At 52.1% G+C, this 15,789-nt stretch carries 12 protein-coding genes and 1 pseudogene; 8 read left to right on the top strand and 5 right to left on the bottom strand.

From position 1 onward, the window contains the following. The first annotated feature begins 215 nt into the window (after positions 1-215). Complete coding sequence (locus ACTUJZ_RS03830; RefSeq protein ID WP_463634931.1) at positions 216-827, top strand: HvfX family Cu-binding RiPP maturation protein; 612 nt, start codon at positions 216-218, stop codon at positions 825-827. A 64-nt stretch (positions 828-891) separates the two neighbouring features. Beyond that, positions 892-1,443: an NAD(P)H nitroreductase gene (locus tag ACTUJZ_RS03825; RefSeq protein WP_463634930.1), complete on the top strand. Its 552-nt coding sequence runs from the start codon at positions 892-894 to the stop codon at positions 1,441-1,443. Positions 1,444-1,542: 99 nt separating this feature from the next. On the opposite strand, the pseudogene ACTUJZ_RS03820 reads toward ACTUJZ_RS03825, so the two are convergent. The 3 genes and pseudogenes from ACTUJZ_RS03820 to ACTUJZ_RS03810 all read right to left on the bottom strand — a co-directional run bounded on the left by ACTUJZ_RS03820 (position 1,543) and on the right by ACTUJZ_RS03810 (position 5,322). Then, positions 1,543-2,280, bottom strand: a pseudogene (locus tag ACTUJZ_RS03820) (haloacid dehalogenase type II). A 469-nt stretch (positions 2,281-2,749) separates the two neighbouring features. Beyond that, on the bottom strand, positions 2,750-4,186 hold the full coding sequence (pyk, locus tag ACTUJZ_RS03815; RefSeq protein WP_463634929.1) for a pyruvate kinase: 1,437 nt from the start codon (positions 4,184-4,186) through the stop codon (positions 2,750-2,752). Between the two features lie 287 nt (positions 4,187-4,473). Continuing rightward, a complete protein-coding gene (locus ACTUJZ_RS03810; protein ID WP_463634928.1) occupies positions 4,474-5,322 on the bottom strand; it encodes a MurR/RpiR family transcriptional regulator in 849 nt (282 codons plus the stop codon). Between the two features lie 264 nt (positions 5,323-5,586). Here ACTUJZ_RS03810 and zwf point away from each other — a divergent pair, with 264 nt between their 5' ends. From zwf to ACTUJZ_RS03785, 5 genes are read left to right on the top strand one after another with little or no spacing between them, the layout of a single operon-like run. Continuing rightward, positions 5,587-7,080 (top strand): glucose-6-phosphate dehydrogenase, encoded by a 1,494-nt coding sequence (gene zwf, locus ACTUJZ_RS03805; RefSeq protein WP_463635240.1) that lies wholly within the window; start codon positions 5,587-5,589, stop codon positions 7,078-7,080. A gap of 1 nt (position 7,081) precedes the next feature. Next, positions 7,082-7,774 carry a 6-phosphogluconolactonase gene (pgl, locus tag ACTUJZ_RS03800; RefSeq protein WP_463634927.1) on the top strand — a complete coding sequence of 231 codons (693 nt, stop codon included), beginning with the start codon at positions 7,082-7,084 and terminating at the stop codon, positions 7,772-7,774. A 9-nt stretch (positions 7,775-7,783) separates the two neighbouring features. Continuing rightward, positions 7,784-9,613 (top strand): phosphogluconate dehydratase, encoded by a 1,830-nt coding sequence (edd, locus tag ACTUJZ_RS03795; RefSeq protein WP_463634926.1) that lies wholly within the window; start codon positions 7,784-7,786, stop codon positions 9,611-9,613. Beyond that, positions 9,610-10,569 (top strand): glucokinase, encoded by a 960-nt coding sequence (locus tag ACTUJZ_RS03790; protein WP_463634925.1) that lies wholly within the window; start codon positions 9,610-9,612, stop codon positions 10,567-10,569. The genes edd and ACTUJZ_RS03790 overlap by 4 nt, the downstream gene beginning before the upstream one ends. Next, positions 10,566-11,207 (top strand): bifunctional 4-hydroxy-2-oxoglutarate aldolase/2-dehydro-3-deoxy-phosphogluconate aldolase, encoded by a 642-nt coding sequence (locus tag ACTUJZ_RS03785; RefSeq protein ID WP_463634924.1) that lies wholly within the window; start codon positions 10,566-10,568, stop codon positions 11,205-11,207. Before ACTUJZ_RS03790 ends, ACTUJZ_RS03785 begins: the two co-directional genes overlap by 4 nt. 100 nt (positions 11,208-11,307) lie before the next feature. Here the strand turns inward: ACTUJZ_RS03785 and ACTUJZ_RS03780 are convergent, their stop codons facing one another. Together ACTUJZ_RS03780 and gap are read right to left on the bottom strand one after the other, a co-directional pair. Next, positions 11,308-12,162, bottom strand: coding sequence for a D-hexose-6-phosphate mutarotase (locus ACTUJZ_RS03780; RefSeq protein WP_463634923.1), 855 nt, complete (start codon positions 12,160-12,162; stop codon positions 11,308-11,310). A gap of 135 nt (positions 12,163-12,297) precedes the next feature. Continuing rightward, a complete protein-coding gene (gene gap / locus ACTUJZ_RS03775) occupies positions 12,298-13,293 on the bottom strand; it encodes a type I glyceraldehyde-3-phosphate dehydrogenase (protein WP_463634922.1) in 996 nt (331 codons plus the stop codon). Between the two features lie 240 nt (positions 13,294-13,533). Here gap and malQ point away from each other — a divergent pair, with 240 nt between their 5' ends. Further along, entirely contained in the window at positions 13,534-15,744 is a 2,211-nt protein-coding gene (gene malQ / locus ACTUJZ_RS03770) for a 4-alpha-glucanotransferase (RefSeq protein ID WP_463634921.1), read from the top strand. Positions 15,745-15,789 lie beyond the last annotated feature (45 nt).

The raw sequence follows: 15,789 nt of genomic DNA, 5'->3' as shown, positions 1-15,789 counted from the left end.
TATGTACTCAATGGTATCGAAACTCCCCTGAATCGCTACCTTAAATTGTAATGAAGTGTAACCAGCCCACAACTGTACCATTGGCCGGGTTGGGGGAATACCTCCCCGGCAGGGTTAATTTACTGTTTTACTTATTGATTTGTCAGGCCAGCCAGGCTAAATGAAAGATTATTCATGGTGGCCAGTTCTTATTAAAAAACACGGCAGGAATTATCATGGCTATCTTTCGTACCGCATACCAGCGGTTTGTGCACTCAGCAGAGGCACTGACCTTTTTTCCATTACTTGCCATTCGACTGTATCTGGCCCCAGTAATGATACAGGCAGGCTGGACAAAACTGATCAGTTTTGCTGACACCGCTGCCTGGTTTGGTAATCCTGACTGGGGATTGGGCTTACCGTTTCCTGCGTTGTTGGCTGCTCTGGCTATCGGGGCTGAGCTTGTCGGTGGGATATTGATTCTGGTGGGGCTGCTGACCCGGCTGGCTGCTATACCGCTGCTGGCGACCATGGGGATCGCAATGGGGATAGTGCACTGGCAGCACGGTTGGCCGGCCATTGCCGATGCCTCATCATGGCTGGCAGATGGGACGCTGCTGTACAACGAAGCGGTAATGGCTGCACCAGAAAAACTCAAGGCAGCAAACGCAATATTGGCCGAACACGGGTATATTGACTGGCTCACTGCCAGTGGCAAATTTGTGATTTTAAACAATGGGATTGAATTTGCCGCGACCTATTTTGTGATGTTGCTGGTGCTGCTCTGTCAGGGCGGCGGGCGGTTTGTCAGCATCGATTATTTTTTGGCGCGCGCACGTCGCGAATAATGCTGGTCTTTTGCAGCGAGGATTCGTAGGATCGCAGCGTTTACCTGATTTAATGGAGTCATTGATGGATGCGTTAGCGCTGTTACTCAATCGCCGGTCCCAACCCCGCGTTACTGCGCCGGCCCCAGGCGGCGAAGCCTTAGAGAATATCAAACAGGCGGCACTGCGTGCCCCGGACCACGCTGCACTGACCCCTTGGCAGTTTATTGTCTGCGAAGGGGAAGGGCTGGAGCGCTTAGGTGCCATTTTCGAACAATCCGCCATACAAAATGATCTAAGCGAAAAAGAAATTGAACGGGCGCCGCAACTGCCATTACGCGCCCCCATGGTGATAGTGGCTATCGCCAAATACAGTGAGCACCCAAAAGTGCCACGCGAAGAACAAATTGCCTCCACTGCGTGTGCGGTAATGGCAATGCAGATGGCGGCCATTGCCCAGGGTTTCAACGGCATCTGGCGTACCGGGGCCTATGCCCACTGCGACTATGTAAAAAGTCAGCTTGAATTAGCTGACAACGATGAGCTGGTGGGCTTTTTATATCTGGGCACGCCAACCATGGATACACCGCAAGCCCCGACCCGTGACAGCAGCAGCTATTTTTCGCATTGGCGGTAGGCTCTTGCGCGGGTTGCTTTGTTGCTTGGCAGCTAATCGGTTAAGACTGCTTTTTCCGCCCGGCGCTTAAGCGCCGGGCGGAAAGGGCATCAAAGCCGGCTACAGCAGCGATACCAGTTCGGTAAGCGTCTTTATCTGATAATCCGGTGCGATTGCCAGCGGGTATAGCACCTTGCCCTGGCGTTGTATAAATGCAGCCTGCAAACCCGCAGCCTTGGCGCCGGCAATGTCCCACCCGTGCGCGGCAACCAGCAAAGCCTCACCAGGCTCCACACTAGCTTTTTCTAAGGCCCACTGGTATGTACGCGGGTCCGGCTTGTAGTGGCTGATATCTTCTACACTGTAGCGGTCATCGAATAAATCGAGCATAGCGGCGTTGTCAAACTGTGTCTTTACCCCTTGATTTGATGAGTTTGTCAGGCTGATGAGCCGGCAGCCTGCTTGTTTTAAGTGTTTTAAGTGTTTTAAGCCGGCTTTTACGTCCGGATGCGGTGGCAAACTTCTTAACGGGGTGACAATGACCTCGCGTGCGGCTGCTTCGCTACGCGCAATGTTGTTTGCCTTGGCTACCATCAGCAGTGACGCGACCCCAATCTCACCAAAGGTATGAAAGCGGCCGGTGACATTATCTACCAGTGAATGGTGCAGCATGGTGGAAAACTACAAGCTCATCAGGTCATCGCGCCCACCTAGCGCGTCAGCAACGGACTTACGTATGGCATTAAGATCAAGCAGCGTCTCGTTGACATCAAAAAATATTACTTTGGGTTTTTCTGCAGACCATACCGGGCTTATGCAGAGTGGGAAAACAATAAGAATACGGGTTAATAATTTCATTGAAGTTCCTGATTGAGAGGGTTGGCGTGAACAGTTGTTCAAAGTGCATCCTCACTTAATACCAGGCCGATGTAGAGTGACTCTCCGCAGCTAACGGGCGTTCATCGAAACATGAACTGAGTATGTGCGATTTATAACACTTAAGATAACGTTCACAACAATAGCGGTTTTACGTCGCCATTCCTATTTATTGCTAAAAACTACTCGGCAGCGCTGCTGCCGAATGCGCTTCGCGCAGGTTGTGCAAGGCACGATGTATGTCGCGGCCAGGCTCGGCCTGATTGGCGCTTGAGCGAATTCGAAGCAGAAGTTGTTCAAAGGGATGTGACAATGAAATTTGAGGTCGGCTTATTGATTACCGGGCTCAATATAAAATTAACATAAGCACGCGGGGCAGAAACAAAAAACCGGCAGCAGGGAAGCCCTGCTACCGGTTATATACTGCGTATTGCTTAAGCGCTAAATAAAATTAGTCGACCTTCACAATCTTCATCGCATTAGTGGCGCCGATTTTTTCCATTTCATCGCCATAGGTCATGACTACGGTATCTCCCGGGGCCACTTGTCCAAGCGCTTTAAGGGCTTCCATCACATCTTGTTTCAGCTGACCTGGCCCGCTATTTTGCGAGTCAAAATACACCGGCTTCACACCACGGAACAATGCCATCATGTTCAATGTGCCCTGATGGCGTGACAACGCAATGATCGGCAGGGTAGTGGTCATGCGTGACATCAGTTTAGGCGTGTTGCCACTTTCGGTCAGAGCGATGATGGCACGAACACTTGGTAAATGGTTGGCAGCATACACTGCTGAGAGCGCAATGGTTTCGCTTACGGTAGAAAACACATCATCCATGCGATGCTTGGACAGCTTTACACTGGGATGCGTTTCAGCGCCTTCGCACACCCGCGCCATGGCTTGCACAGTTTCGACCGGGTAGCTACCTGCGGCGGTTTCAGCCGACAGCATCACCGCATCGGTGCCGTCCAATACCGCATTGGCCACATCCATCACCTCCGCGCGGGTTGGCATCGGGCTGTTGATCATCGATTCCATCATTTGGGTGGCGGTAATAACCACTTTGTTCAGCTGGCGAGAACGAGAGATGAGTTTTTTCTGTTTACCCACCAGTTCGGCATCACCAATCTCTACCCCTAAATCACCACGCGCCACCATCACTGCATCTGAGGCAGAGATAATATCGTCGATGGCTTCATCGGTGGCTACGGCTTCCGCACGCTCTACCTTGGCACAGATCTGCGCATAACATCCGGCTTGATGAGCCAGCTCACGGGCATAGTTCAAGTCGGCACCACAGCGAGGAAAAGAGACCGCCAAATAATCTACGCCAATCTTGGCGGCGGTTTTGATATCTTCTTTGTCTTTCTCGGTCAGCGCCTCGGCTGACAAACCGCCGCCCTGGCGATTAATACCCTTGTTGTTCGACAAGGTGCCACCTACAGTCACTTCAGTGCGTACCTTGCGGCCCTCCACTCCGGTGACTTTCAGCTGAATGCGGCCATCGTCCAGTAGCAGAATATCGCCAGTGCTGACATCGTCTGGTAGAGCTTTGTAGTCGATACCGACCATGGTGCTATCGCCGCTGTCACGATCCAGTTCGGCATCTAATGTAAAGGCTGCGCCAGGCTGAAGATTCACCGCGCCTTCTTTGAAGCGGGCTACACGGATTTTCGGGCCTTGTAGGTCACCCAGAATAGCCACGTATTTACCGAGGTTGGCTGCGGCTTTGCGCACGCGCTCAGCGCGTTCAATATGGTCTTGTGCCTGACCATGAGAGAAATTCATGCGTACAACATTGGCACCCGCTGCAATAATGGCTTCAATTTTTTCTAATGAATCAGTTGCCGGGCCTAGGGTGGCAAGGATTTTGGTTCTTCTGCTCATAGTGTTATCAGTCGCTTGGTTTCTTTGATTGATGAAAGACGAGCGTGATCCTACCGCAACAGCGGCCAAATGTCGTCTTTGTGTAATCACTTTCCGTAATTTTATTACAGAATACTAGATGAATTTTGCAAAAAAGTGAATTGCGATACGCAATTTGTCAGACAACGCGTACCAGTTTAAATTCCATTGCAATTTCGCCCAGGCAGGGCGGGTGCAGAATTAATACAAGAAAGATGAGAAAGATCGAGCTGGCGGCCGGGCGACCGCCTGATTATTGCAGATGATTGTTAATCACGCTTTTCGAAGCGAGAATTACGCAGGGTATCTTTAACCCGCTTTAAGTTTTCGCGGAATTTATTGCCGCGACGCAGTGTAAATCCGGTGGCCAGCACATCTACCAGGGTCAGCTGGGCAATCCGTGACGCCATCGGCATATACATGTCGGTATCTTCAGGCACTTCTAGCGAGATGACATAGCTGCATTCATTAGCCAGCGGGCTGTCGGCCGAGGTGATACCCACCACAGTGGCATCGTTCTCACGCGCAATCTGGGCAATTTCTACCAAACTTTTGGTGCGGCCGGTGTGCGAAAACAGCACCACCACATCACCATCAGTGGAATTCATGCAACTCATGCGTTGCATCAGGATGTCTTCAAAATACACCACCGGCACATTAAAGCGGAAAAACTTATTCAATGCATCGTGTGCTACAGAAGCCGAAGCGCCCAACCCAAAAAAAGATATTTTTTGTGCCTGAGTCAGTAAATCCACAACGCGATTCACCACGTTTATGTCTAAGGACTGGCGGGCGACTTCCAGAGATGCCATGGTGGATTCAAATATTTTGTTGGTATATTCCTCAGGGCTGTCGCTTTCATCCACATGACGGTTTACATACGGGGTACCGTTTGCAAGGCTTTGCGCCAGATGTAATTTGAAATCCGGAAACCCTTTGGTATCCAGGCGCCGGCAGAAGCGGTTTACTGTGGGTTCACTGACATCAGACATTTTCGCCAGGGTAGCAATGCTGGAGTGGATCGCGGTTTGCGGGCTGGCCAGAATTACGTCTGCCACCTTGCGTTCGGATTTACTAAATGCAGCTTTGCTCTGGGTAATTTTTTCGAGAATATTCATACGGCTTTATGTCTTAAATATAGAATCCGGACCCTGTGTTCTAAGCATCTATACTACTTGATGTGTTGCTCGTGACAAGGAAAATGTAATTTTTTAACAACATGGTGACTGACACACAGCGCAAAGAACGATGAACAGGCTTTGCTCATATAGACTGAAGCGAAGTTGTAATTTTACTACATTTGGTGTTAACTATGAGTAATACCATCAGGGAGGGCAGCCAACTGGATGCTGTGTTCCCGTTATCATGAAAAGGTCGACAATATGGTAATGGATAATTCGTTTGAACCCTGTGACTTTGTACTGTTTGGTACCATGGGGGATTTGTCACGACGCAAATTACTGCCGTCTTTGTATCAGTTGGAAAAAGCCGAGCTGATCCACCCTGACACCACCATCATCGGAGTGGCTCGTCAGGAAATGACCAGAGAAGAATACATCGCAGAAGTCAAAGCTAATATTGAAAAATTTAGCGAAAAGGCCATGTGCCAGGCAACCTGGGACCGTTTGGCCAGCCGCCTGCACTATATCTGCATCGACATGAAAGATGTCGACAGCTACAAAGCCCTGGATACCGCGGTTGATCCGACCCGGGTGATGGTGTGCTATCTGGCCACCCCGCCAGCCATATACGGCGATATCTGCCGCGGCCTGCACGGCTGCGATATCATCGACAGCAGTGTGCGTGTGGTGTTGGAAAAACCCATTGGTCACGATCTGGATTCTTCCAAAGTGATTAATGATGAAGTATCTGAGTATTTTAACGAATCACAGATTTACCGCATTGACCATTATCTGGGTAAAGAAACGGTACTTAACCTGATTGCCCTGCGTTTTGCCAATTCCATCTTTGCCACCAACTGGGATCACAACTGTATCGATCATGTACAGATCAGTGTGGCCGAATCGGTGGGCATTGAGGGCCGCTGGGGCTATTTTGATGACGCCGGCCAGATGCGGGATATGGTGCAAAACCATCTGCTGCAGATTTTGAGCCTGGTGGCCATGGAGCCGCCAACTACACTGGATGCCGACAGCATCCGCGATGAAAAACTTAAAGTTTTAAAAGCACTGCGCCCCATCAATGCCACCAATGTAAATGAAGTGACGGTGCGCGGGCAGTACACTTCCGGGTTTGTGAAAGGGCAGGAAGTGCCCGGGTATCTGGAAGAAGATGATGCCAACACCCGCAGTAAGACCGAAACCTTTGTGGCTATCAAAGCGGAAATCGATAATTGGCGCTGGGCCGGCGTGCCATTTTATCTGCGCACCGGTAAGCGGATGCCCACCAAGGTGTCAGAAGTGGTTATTTACTTTAAGCGTCAGCCTCACAATTTGTTTGGCGACAGCTTTAACAGCCTGCCACCCAATAAATTGGTGATCCGCCTGCAGCCGGATGAGGGTGTTGAAATCACCGTGATGAACAAGGTGCCCGGCCTGACCAGTTCTGGCTCAATGGACCTGCAAAAATCCAAACTTGATTTAAGCTTTTCAGAAGCCTTTTCTGAAGATCGTATTCCGGATGCCTACGAAAAACTGTTACTAGAGGTGATGCTGGGCAACCAGGCGCTGTTTGTGCGCCGCGATGAGGTGGAACAGGCCTGGCACTGGGTCGACTCCATTTTAGATGCCTGGAAACATTCCGCCGAGCCGCCAGAGCCTTATCAGGCCGGCACCTGGGGACCGGTTGCGTCCATTGGCCTGTTGGCCCGCGAAAACCGCAGCTGGTATGAAAGCAAACTGACAAAGAAGAAATAATATGGCACTGACACAGAAGCATTTCGACACACCTGAAGCGCTCACTGAGCAGTTTGCGCAGCAGCTCACCGAGATTCTGCGCGAAGGGATCGCTACCCGCGGTCGCGCCAGTTTGGTGGTCAGCGGTGGTCGCACGCCGGTTGGCTTATTCCAAACGCTGAGCCAGGTAGACCTGGACTGGGCCAAGGTGGATATTACCCTGGCCGATGAACGCTGGGTGAATGAAGACGATGAGGCCAGCAATACCCGTCTGGTACATGAACATCTGTTGCAAAACAAAGCAGCAGCTGCGCACTTTGTGGCTCTGAAAACTGATGATGCGGATGCAGCCGATGGTATTGCACAGGCGGAGTCGCGCTTATCCAGCATGGCACAGCCGTTTGATGCGCTGATCCTGGGCATGGGCGAAGATGGCCATACCGCGTCACTGTTTCCGTGCTCAGCCCAGATTGAAGACGGCCTGAATATGTCCAGTGGCAAAATCTGCCTGGCAGTTCAGCCTACCACCGCACCGCACCAGCGTATTTCGTTGACCCTGCCGGCGCTATTGAACAGCCGCAACATCTTTATTCACCTGACTGGTGAGAAGAAAAAAGTGGTTCTGGAAGAGGCCCTTGAACACAACACCGAGCTGGAAAAGCCGGTGACCGCGGTGGTCAATCGTGCCCCTGTTACCCTGATGTGGGCACCTTAGGAGTAAATTATGAATAACCAAATTGCCGAAATTACCCAGCGCATTATCGAACGCAGTAAAGCTACCCGCAAAGCGTATCTGGATAAAATCGAACATGCCCGTCGTCAGGGCCCGCACCGCGGCGAATTGTCCTGTGGTAACCTGGCCCACGGCTTTGCTGCCTGTGGCGCAGCTGAAAAATCTGATCTGCGCAGCATGACCAAAGCCAACGTGGCGATTGTGTCGGCCTATAACGATATGTTGTCTGCGCACCAGCCGTACGAAACTTACCCGGTGCTGATCAAAGAAGCCGTCAAGGAAGTGGGCAGTGTGGCTCAGTTTGCCGGTGGGGTTCCGGCAATGTGTGACGGTGTTACCCAGGGTAATGCTGGCATGGACTTAAGCCTGATGAGCCGCGATATCATTGCGCAGGCGGCCGCGGTTGGCCTGTCCCACAATATGTTTGATTCGGCATTGATGCTAGGCATTTGCGATAAAATCGTCCCGGGTCTGCTGATGGGTGCCTTGTCCTTCGGCCACCTGCCCACTATCTTTGTGCCTGCCGGCCCGATGCCATCAGGCCTGCCTAACAAAGAAAAAGCCCGTATCCGCCAAGAATTCGCCGAAGGCAAAGTGGGTCGTGATGCGTTATTAGAAGCGGAAAGCCAGTCGTATCATTCGGCCGGTACTTGTACCTTCTACGGTACCGCCAACTCCAACCAGTTGGTGGTGGAAATGATGGGGCTGCATCTGCCAGGTTCATCGTTTGTCAATCCAGGCACGCCGCTGCGTGATGCGCTGACAAAAGCCGCTGCGGTGCAGGCCACTCGCCTGACCGACTTAGGTGATAAGTATATGCCGATTGGCCACATTGTGGATGAAAAGGCGATTGTTAACGGCCTGGTAGGCTTGCTAGCCACCGGTGGCTCGACTAACCACACCATGCACTTGATCGCCGTAGCGCGTTCTGCCGGTATTCTGATCAACTGGAATGATTTTTCTGAAATTTCCAATGCGGTACCGCTGCTAACCCGCATCTATCCCAATGGTCATGCCGACATTAACCACTTTGTGGCAGCTGGTGGTATGGCAGTACTGACCCGCGAACTGCTGGATGCCGGCTTGATCCACAATGATGTGAACACCATCTGTGGCCGCGGGATGGAGCGTTATACGCAAGAGCCTCGTTTGGAAGATGGCGAGCTGGTATGGCGTGACGGTGCCACCGAATCCATCGACAAAGAAGTTCTGGCGTCGGTCGCTACCCCGTTTAAACCCGATGGTGGCTTAACGGTGCTGGATGGCAATCTGGGCCGCTCAGTGATCAAAACTTCTGCGCTGCGCACACCGCATTGCCAAATCAAAGCGCCGGCTGTGGTATTTGAAGACCAGTTCGATCTGGATGATGCCTTTCGCAATGGCGATTTGAATAAAGATTGCATCGTGGTCGTACGCTTCCAGGGGCCCTCAGCGATTGGCATGCCAGAACTTCACCGTCTGACGCCTCCGCTTGGTGTACTTCAGGACCGTGGCTATAAAGTGGCGCTGGTGACTGATGGCCGGATGTCCGGGGCTTCCGGTAAGGTTCCTGCTGCTATCCACGTGACGCCGGAAGCGTACAATGGTGGTCTGCTGGCGAAAGTGCAAAATGGCGACATAATTGAGCTGAACACTGAAACCGGTGCGCTGACCCTGTGTGTTGACGAGGCGGAACTGGAGGCGCGCGAGCCGGCTGTGGCCGATCTGACCAACCATGCTCAGGGCATGGGCCGGGAAATGTTTGCCGGTATGCGCTCTATCCTGACCGGTGCAGAAGAAGGCGCGTGCTCGCTGTTCTACACCCAGGAGCAAGCGCTATGAGCGAACAATTTGTCGCTGACGTCGGGGGCACCAACATCCGCCTGGCGCGGGTCACCGGCACCGGCGTAACCGATATCAAAAAATACCAGTGCCGCGATTTTGCCAGCATTGATTTAGCCATTCAGGCTTATTTTGCCGATATGCCGGCGGTACAGTTTAGCGATGGCTGTATTGCCATTGCCTGTCCGGTATTAGGCGATCAGGTTGAGATGACCAACCACAGCTGGGCGTTTTCGCAAAAAGCGCTGAAGCAGCAATTGCGCTTGAAAAACTTACGTGTAATCAACGATTTCACCGCCGTGGCGCATTCGCTGCCAACATTGTCGGATGATCAGGTCATCCAGATTGGTGAAGGCACCGCGATTGAAGGCGGCAATATTGCTGTATTTGGCCCGGGCACCGGCCTGGGTGTTGAGCATATCACCATGACCACTGCTGGCTGGCAAACCCTGGACGGCGAGGGCGGTCATGTGGACTTTGCCCCGGTAGATGAAACCGATGTGGTGATTTGGCGTCATCTGCAAAATCTGCACGGCCGGGCTTCTGCTGAAGAAGTGATGTCAGGTCGTGGCCTTTTGAACATCTACACCGCCCTGGCCAATGCCCGCGGCGTGAAGGTGGAGCTGACCGACCCGGCCCAAGTGACTGACCAGGCCCTTACCGGAACCTGTGATATCTGTGAAGCTGCGTTGACCCAGTTCTGCCGTATCATGGGCAGCTTTGCCGGCAACCTGGCCTTAAATATGGCTACCACCGGTGGTGTGTTTATCGGTGGCGGCATTGCCAATCGCTTTGCTGACTTTATCAAGGACAGCGATTTTCGGGCCCGGTTTGAAGCTAAAGGCCAAATGAAACATTACGTCAAAAATATCCCCTGTTTTTTAATTGCAGAGCCTGATCATGGCCTGCTCGGGGCAGCGGCGTACTTACAACAACACATTGCGAGTGAATCATGACAACAAACTGGACTCTTTCCCCAGCGGAAATTTTTGCAGCTGGCCCCGTGGTGCCAGTACTGGTGATCAATGATGCGGACAAAGCTGTACCGTTGGCCAAAGCGCTGATGGCCGGTGGCATCAAGGTGCTGGAAGTGACCTTGCGCACCCCGGCAGCGTTGGATGTGATCAAGCGTATTGCTCAGGAAGTTCCGGATGCCTTAATTGGCGCTGGCACGGTAACCAATGCTCAACAGTTAAAAGCCGTGACTGAGGCAGGTGCAAAATTTGCCATCAGCCCAGGCATGACTGCGGAGCTGCTAAAAGCTGGTCAGGACGGTAGCATTCCGTTGATCCCAGGAATTTCGTCAACCTCTGATTTGATGAAAGGCAAAGATGCCGGCTATACGCACATGAAATTTTTCCCGGCCGAAGCATCTGGCGGCATCAAAGCCATCAAGTCCATCAGTGGTCCGTTCCCGGATGTAACTTTCTGCCCAACTGGTGGCATCAGCCCATCCAACTACCGTGACTATCTGGCACTAGAAAATGTGGCCTGCGTAGGCGGCTCCTGGGTGGCCCCGGATGATGCTATTGAAGCCGGTGACTGGCAACGTATTACCGACCTGGCAAAAGAAGCTGTGGAAGGCGCTCGGTAAGCGTTAGCCTTACACCTCCATCTAAAAAGCCGGCTAACTTCACTTCGCCGGCTTTTTTATTCCTGGGCTGGTTATAACCAGCGATAGTCACATACTGTGATTAATCAGGCACAGCGACCTGCTGACGCAGACAATGTTCTTCCCCGGGTACCAGGGTGACATCCTGCGTACAGGCCGTCTCAATGCACAGCATATGTTTGTAGCCAAAAGCATCCATATCACTGATGGATGCAGCGCCTTGCCACGGGTTCCACACCACCACCGAATCATGGCCACTGGAATGGATCAGGGTTCTTGCCTGGCCACGCTCCTGCAAGGTCACAGTCTCTGCAGCATGCAGATGAATGCGATCGGTTTCCCCAGTTATCGCATACTCGTCAGGGGTCGATTTCACTGCCCAGTTGTCGGTCTTATCCTTATAGTCGCCGGTGAGCCCGGTCAGGCGCACCTGGCTGATGCTGTCCACCTGAAAATAGCTGTGCAGCGCGGTATTAAAGGTAAAGGGCACCACGCCCTGGTTAGTCGTTAACAGGCTGACCGAAAGCTGCTCACCAATTTCAATCACCAGCGCCACTTCGCAATCGTATTCAAAGCCGTCGGCGCGGGTAAATGCCGGCGCCAGACGGATGCTGGTACCGGCATCCGTGTCTTCGCTGTGAATCAATTGCCAGACCTGGTTACGCAGAAAGCCGTGTGAGGGCAGGGCGCCTTTTTCGCGGCCGTGAGCATCACTGAACCAGGGCCAGCATACCGGGATCCCTCCGCGAATGGGTTTTTCACCACTTAATACCGCATGGGGGCTTAACCACAGCCGCTCCTGGTTATCCTGCCTGGGCGTATAAGACAACACATGGCCGCCGAATAAGCTGACACGCGCACTGGCGAACGGATTCTCAATGTCCAAAAATGTGATCCCGGCTGATTCGGTCACACGGATACTGCTGGCAATACTCATACTCGGGTTCCTGCATGGGCACTTACTGCAAGTGCCTTATCCATTAGAAAGCACACAATAAAAAAGGTGCGAACTGAGTCGCACCTTTTTGATGGCAAACCGCCTGAGCTAACAGGCTGTTTCAGTCTATGCTTATTACTTACTGATATGGCTAACCAGATCAAGGACTTTATTTGAATAGCCCCATTCATTGTCATACCAGGACACCACTTTAACGAAGGTGTCTGTCAGTGCGATACCGGCGCCGGCATCAAATACTGAAGTACGGGCATCGCCCAGAAAATCATTGGAAACCACAGCATCTTCGGTGTAACCCAGAATGCCTTTCAATTCACCTTCTGAGGCTTCTTTCATGGCCTGACAGATATCATCGTAGCTGGCTGCTTTTGACAGGTTTACTGTCAGATCTACCACAGACACATTAGGTGTTGGAATACGGAACGCCATGCCGGTCAGTTTGCCGTTCAGAGCCGGGATAACCTTACCCACAGCCTTGGCTGCACCGGTAGACGAAGGGATGATGTTCTGGCCGGCACCACGGCCGCCACGCCAGTCTTTGGTTGACGGACCATCCACAGTTTTTTGTGTTGCTGTAGTAGCATGAACTGTGGTCATCAGGCCGTCTACGATACCAAACTTGTCGTTCAGTACTTTGGCCACAGGCGCCAGGCAGTTGGTGGTACATGACGCATTAGATACAATGCTTTCACCAGCATAGCTGTCATGGTTAACACCCATTACAAACATTGGTGTGTCATCTTTAGACGGTGCTGACATGACCACTTTCTTAGCACCTGCCTGCAGGTGTTTTTCAGCTGTTTCTTTGGTCAGGAACAAGCCGGTGGATTCGACTACCACATCGACGTTTACATCACCCCAGGCCAGATCCGCCGGATCTTTTTGCGAAGTAACCCGTACCGTTTTACCGTTAACAATTAAATTGCCATTGTCGACCTTGATGTCACCATCAAACAGACCGTGGGTTGAATCATACTTTAACAGATAAGCGATATAGTCTGTGTCCAGCAGGTCGTTGATTGCTACAACTTCAATATCGTCGCGCTGTGCGGCTGCGCGCATTACCAGACGGCCAATTCGGCCAAAGCCGTTGATACCGATGCGTACTGTCATAACGTACCTCTACTTGAAAGTGAGTTTGAAATAAAATTACGTAAAGTATGGATCAAAATGGCATACTAAGCAAAAGAAAAAGCTAAAATGTTGCAAAATTACAAAAATAAATCTATGCAAACGTATTCACTTTTGTTAAAGCTTAGCTTTAAACAATAATGTTAAAACTTTGTACAAAAGCACGTAGTATCTTTTTCATTTAAGACGCGCTAGAACCGCCCGATACAGGAATACGAAATAATGACAAATCAAGTTTTGCAGCAACTGGTAGAAATGCGGGGTATCGAATCCAATTATGTGGATGCGTGGGGCAAGCCCGCTACCATCGCTGACGCCAGTAAGGCAAAGTTGCTTCAGGCGCTGGGCTATAGCACCAGTGATGAAACCGCCATGGTTGAACAAATCCAGGGCGAGACCACTGCGCACTGGCAATCTGTGCTGGACCCGGTGCAGGTGCTGCGTGTCTCGGATACTGTGCAATTCACGGTGCGTCTGCCCATCGAGCTGGTCAACGACGAGTATACGTTTGTTTTGACCACCGAGCAGGGTAAACAGTTCAGCCACAGCTTCACGCCAGTGGATACCCAGCTAATTCACGTCGCCCAACTTGATGAAGTGGAGTACCAGGAATATGTGGTAGATTTTGAGCATGCTATCGAACCTGGCTATCACCAGCTGGCGTTGCATGTAGAAGGCGATGAAGAAGCCATCGGCCAGATGCGGGTAATCATGGCCCCGGATGCCTGCTATCAGCCCGATAGCATTGCCCAGGGCAAAAAAATCTGGGGGCTGAGTGTGCAATTATACTGCGTGCGCAGCGCCACCAACTGGGGCATCGGTGATTTTTCTGATCTGTCGCGCCTGGTCAAAGAGGCCGCCGAGGTGGGCGCCGATTTTGTTGGTCTCAACCCCATTCACGCCCTATACCCGGCCAACCCGGATGCGTGCAGCCCGTATGGTCCGTCATCCCGTCGCTGGCTCAACTACCTGTACCTGGATGTCACCGCCATCGACGGGTATGACGATAAAGCCGTACAGGCGCTGGTCAATTCAGCCGAGTTTCAGCAAAAGTTGGAAGCAGCCCGCGCGGTAGAGCATGTGGACTATGCACAGGTCGCAGAGCTGAAGCTGCAGGTGCTGACCAAAGTATTTGACGCTTATGGCAAACGCCATCTGAAACAAAAAAGTGCACAGCGTGAAGCCTTTGCTGAATTTATCGAGCAGGGCGGTGAGAGCCTCGACATGCTGGCGGTGTACGATGTTATGCAGGAGCATCTTAAAGAAAAAGGCGAGCCGTCCTGGGGCTGGCCGGTATTCCCGGACAAATTCAAAGAATACCACAAGCCTGACGTGGCCAAATTTGCCAAAAAGCACCGCGGCCGGGTGCAGTTTTTCCAGTTTTTGCAATGGCAGGCTAAACAGCAGTTGGAAGCGGCTAATCAGGTGGCACAGGATGCCGGCATGACCATCGGTTTATACACTGACCTGGCGGTGGGCGTCAGCGAAGGCAGCGCCGAAATTTGGGGTAATAAAGATTTGTATTGCGTAAAAGCCAGTGTGGGTGCGCCGCCGGATGTATTAGGTCCGTTGGGGCAAAACTGGGGCCTGCCGCCGATGGACCCGAAACGCTTGTACGAACAGGGCTACCAACCGATTATCGATCTGTTTGCCTCTAACATGGCCGCGGCCGGTGCACTGCGAATCGACCATGTGATGGCCTTGCTGCGCCTGTGGTGGGTGCCTAAGGGCGATCATGCCCGCGATGGCGGCTATGTCTATTACCCGGTGGATGACCTGCTGGGGATCCTGGCGCTGGAAAGTCATCGAAATCAGAATCTTGTCATTGGCGAGGATTTGGGTACAGTACCAGAAGAGATTCGTGGCAAGCTGGCGGACAATGGCATATTCTCATATCGGGTGTTTTTCTTTGAACAGGCTGAGGATGGCGGCTTTTTCTCGCCGTCGCATTATCCCGAGCAGTCCATGTCAACGCTGACCACCCATGATATGCCGACCCTGATTGGTTACTGGCATTGCCTGGATTTGGAGCTGGGTAAACAGATTGGGCTGTATCCGACCGATGAGATCCTGGAGACCCTGTATGCTAGCCGCCATGCGGATAAGCAGGCGATTTTAGACTCGCTGCACGGTCATCAGTCAGTGGGTGACGAGGTGGGCCACGATGTGAACCACACCGGTATGACCCAGGCTCTCAATTACGGGCTGCAAACTCACATGGCTACCGGCTCCAGTGCGCTGTTAAGCCTGCAGCTGGAAGACTGGCTGCAGATGGACAAGCCGGTGAATATTCCGGGCACTTTTGATGAGTATCCAAACTGGCGGCGCAAATTAAGCCGTAACCTGGAGGATATCTTTGCCGAGGGTGAGGTACGTGATCTGGCCAACCGCCTGACCCAGGCCCGACGCCAGGCCAGCACGAACAAGTCGTAATACATAATGTAATAAAAATACGCTGCCGGGATCACGGTAGCGTCA

Source organism: Alteromonas sp. WD8-37, assembly GCF_055326825.1.
This window is presented reverse-complemented; position numbering and strand designations above follow the sequence as displayed.

Excerpts from the sequence above, each read along its gene's own strand:
- ACTUJZ_RS03825 (WP_463634930.1), top strand. The coding sequence starts at position 892 with ATGGATGCGTTAGCGCTGTTACTCAATCGCCGGTCCCAACCCCGCGTT.
- ACTUJZ_RS03830 (WP_463634931.1), top strand. The coding sequence starts at position 216 with ATGGCTATCTTTCGTACCGCATACCAGCGGTTTGTGCACTCAGCAGAG.
- malQ (WP_463634921.1), top strand. The coding sequence starts at position 13,534 with ATGACAAATCAAGTTTTGCAGCAACTGGTAGAAATGCGGGGTATCGAA.
- ACTUJZ_RS03790 (WP_463634925.1), top strand. The coding sequence starts at position 9,610 with ATGAGCGAACAATTTGTCGCTGACGTCGGGGGCACCAACATCCGCCTG.
- ACTUJZ_RS03780 (WP_463634923.1), bottom strand. The coding sequence starts at position 12,162 with ATGAGTATTGCCAGCAGTATCCGTGTGACCGAATCAGCCGGGATCACA.
- gap (WP_463634922.1), bottom strand. The coding sequence starts at position 13,293 with ATGACAGTACGCATCGGTATCAACGGCTTTGGCCGAATTGGCCGTCTG.
- pgl (WP_463634927.1), top strand. The coding sequence starts at position 7,082 with ATGGCACTGACACAGAAGCATTTCGACACACCTGAAGCGCTCACTGAG.
- ACTUJZ_RS03810 (WP_463634928.1), bottom strand. The coding sequence starts at position 5,322 with ATGAATATTCTCGAAAAAATTACCCAGAGCAAAGCTGCATTTAGTAAA.
- ACTUJZ_RS03785 (WP_463634924.1), top strand. The coding sequence starts at position 10,566 with ATGACAACAAACTGGACTCTTTCCCCAGCGGAAATTTTTGCAGCTGGC.
- pyk (WP_463634929.1), bottom strand. The coding sequence starts at position 4,186 with ATGAGCAGAAGAACCAAAATCCTTGCCACCCTAGGCCCGGCAACTGAT.
- edd (WP_463634926.1), top strand. The coding sequence starts at position 7,784 with ATGAATAACCAAATTGCCGAAATTACCCAGCGCATTATCGAACGCAGT.
- zwf (WP_463635240.1), top strand. The coding sequence starts at position 5,587 with ATGGTAATGGATAATTCGTTTGAACCCTGTGACTTTGTACTGTTTGGT.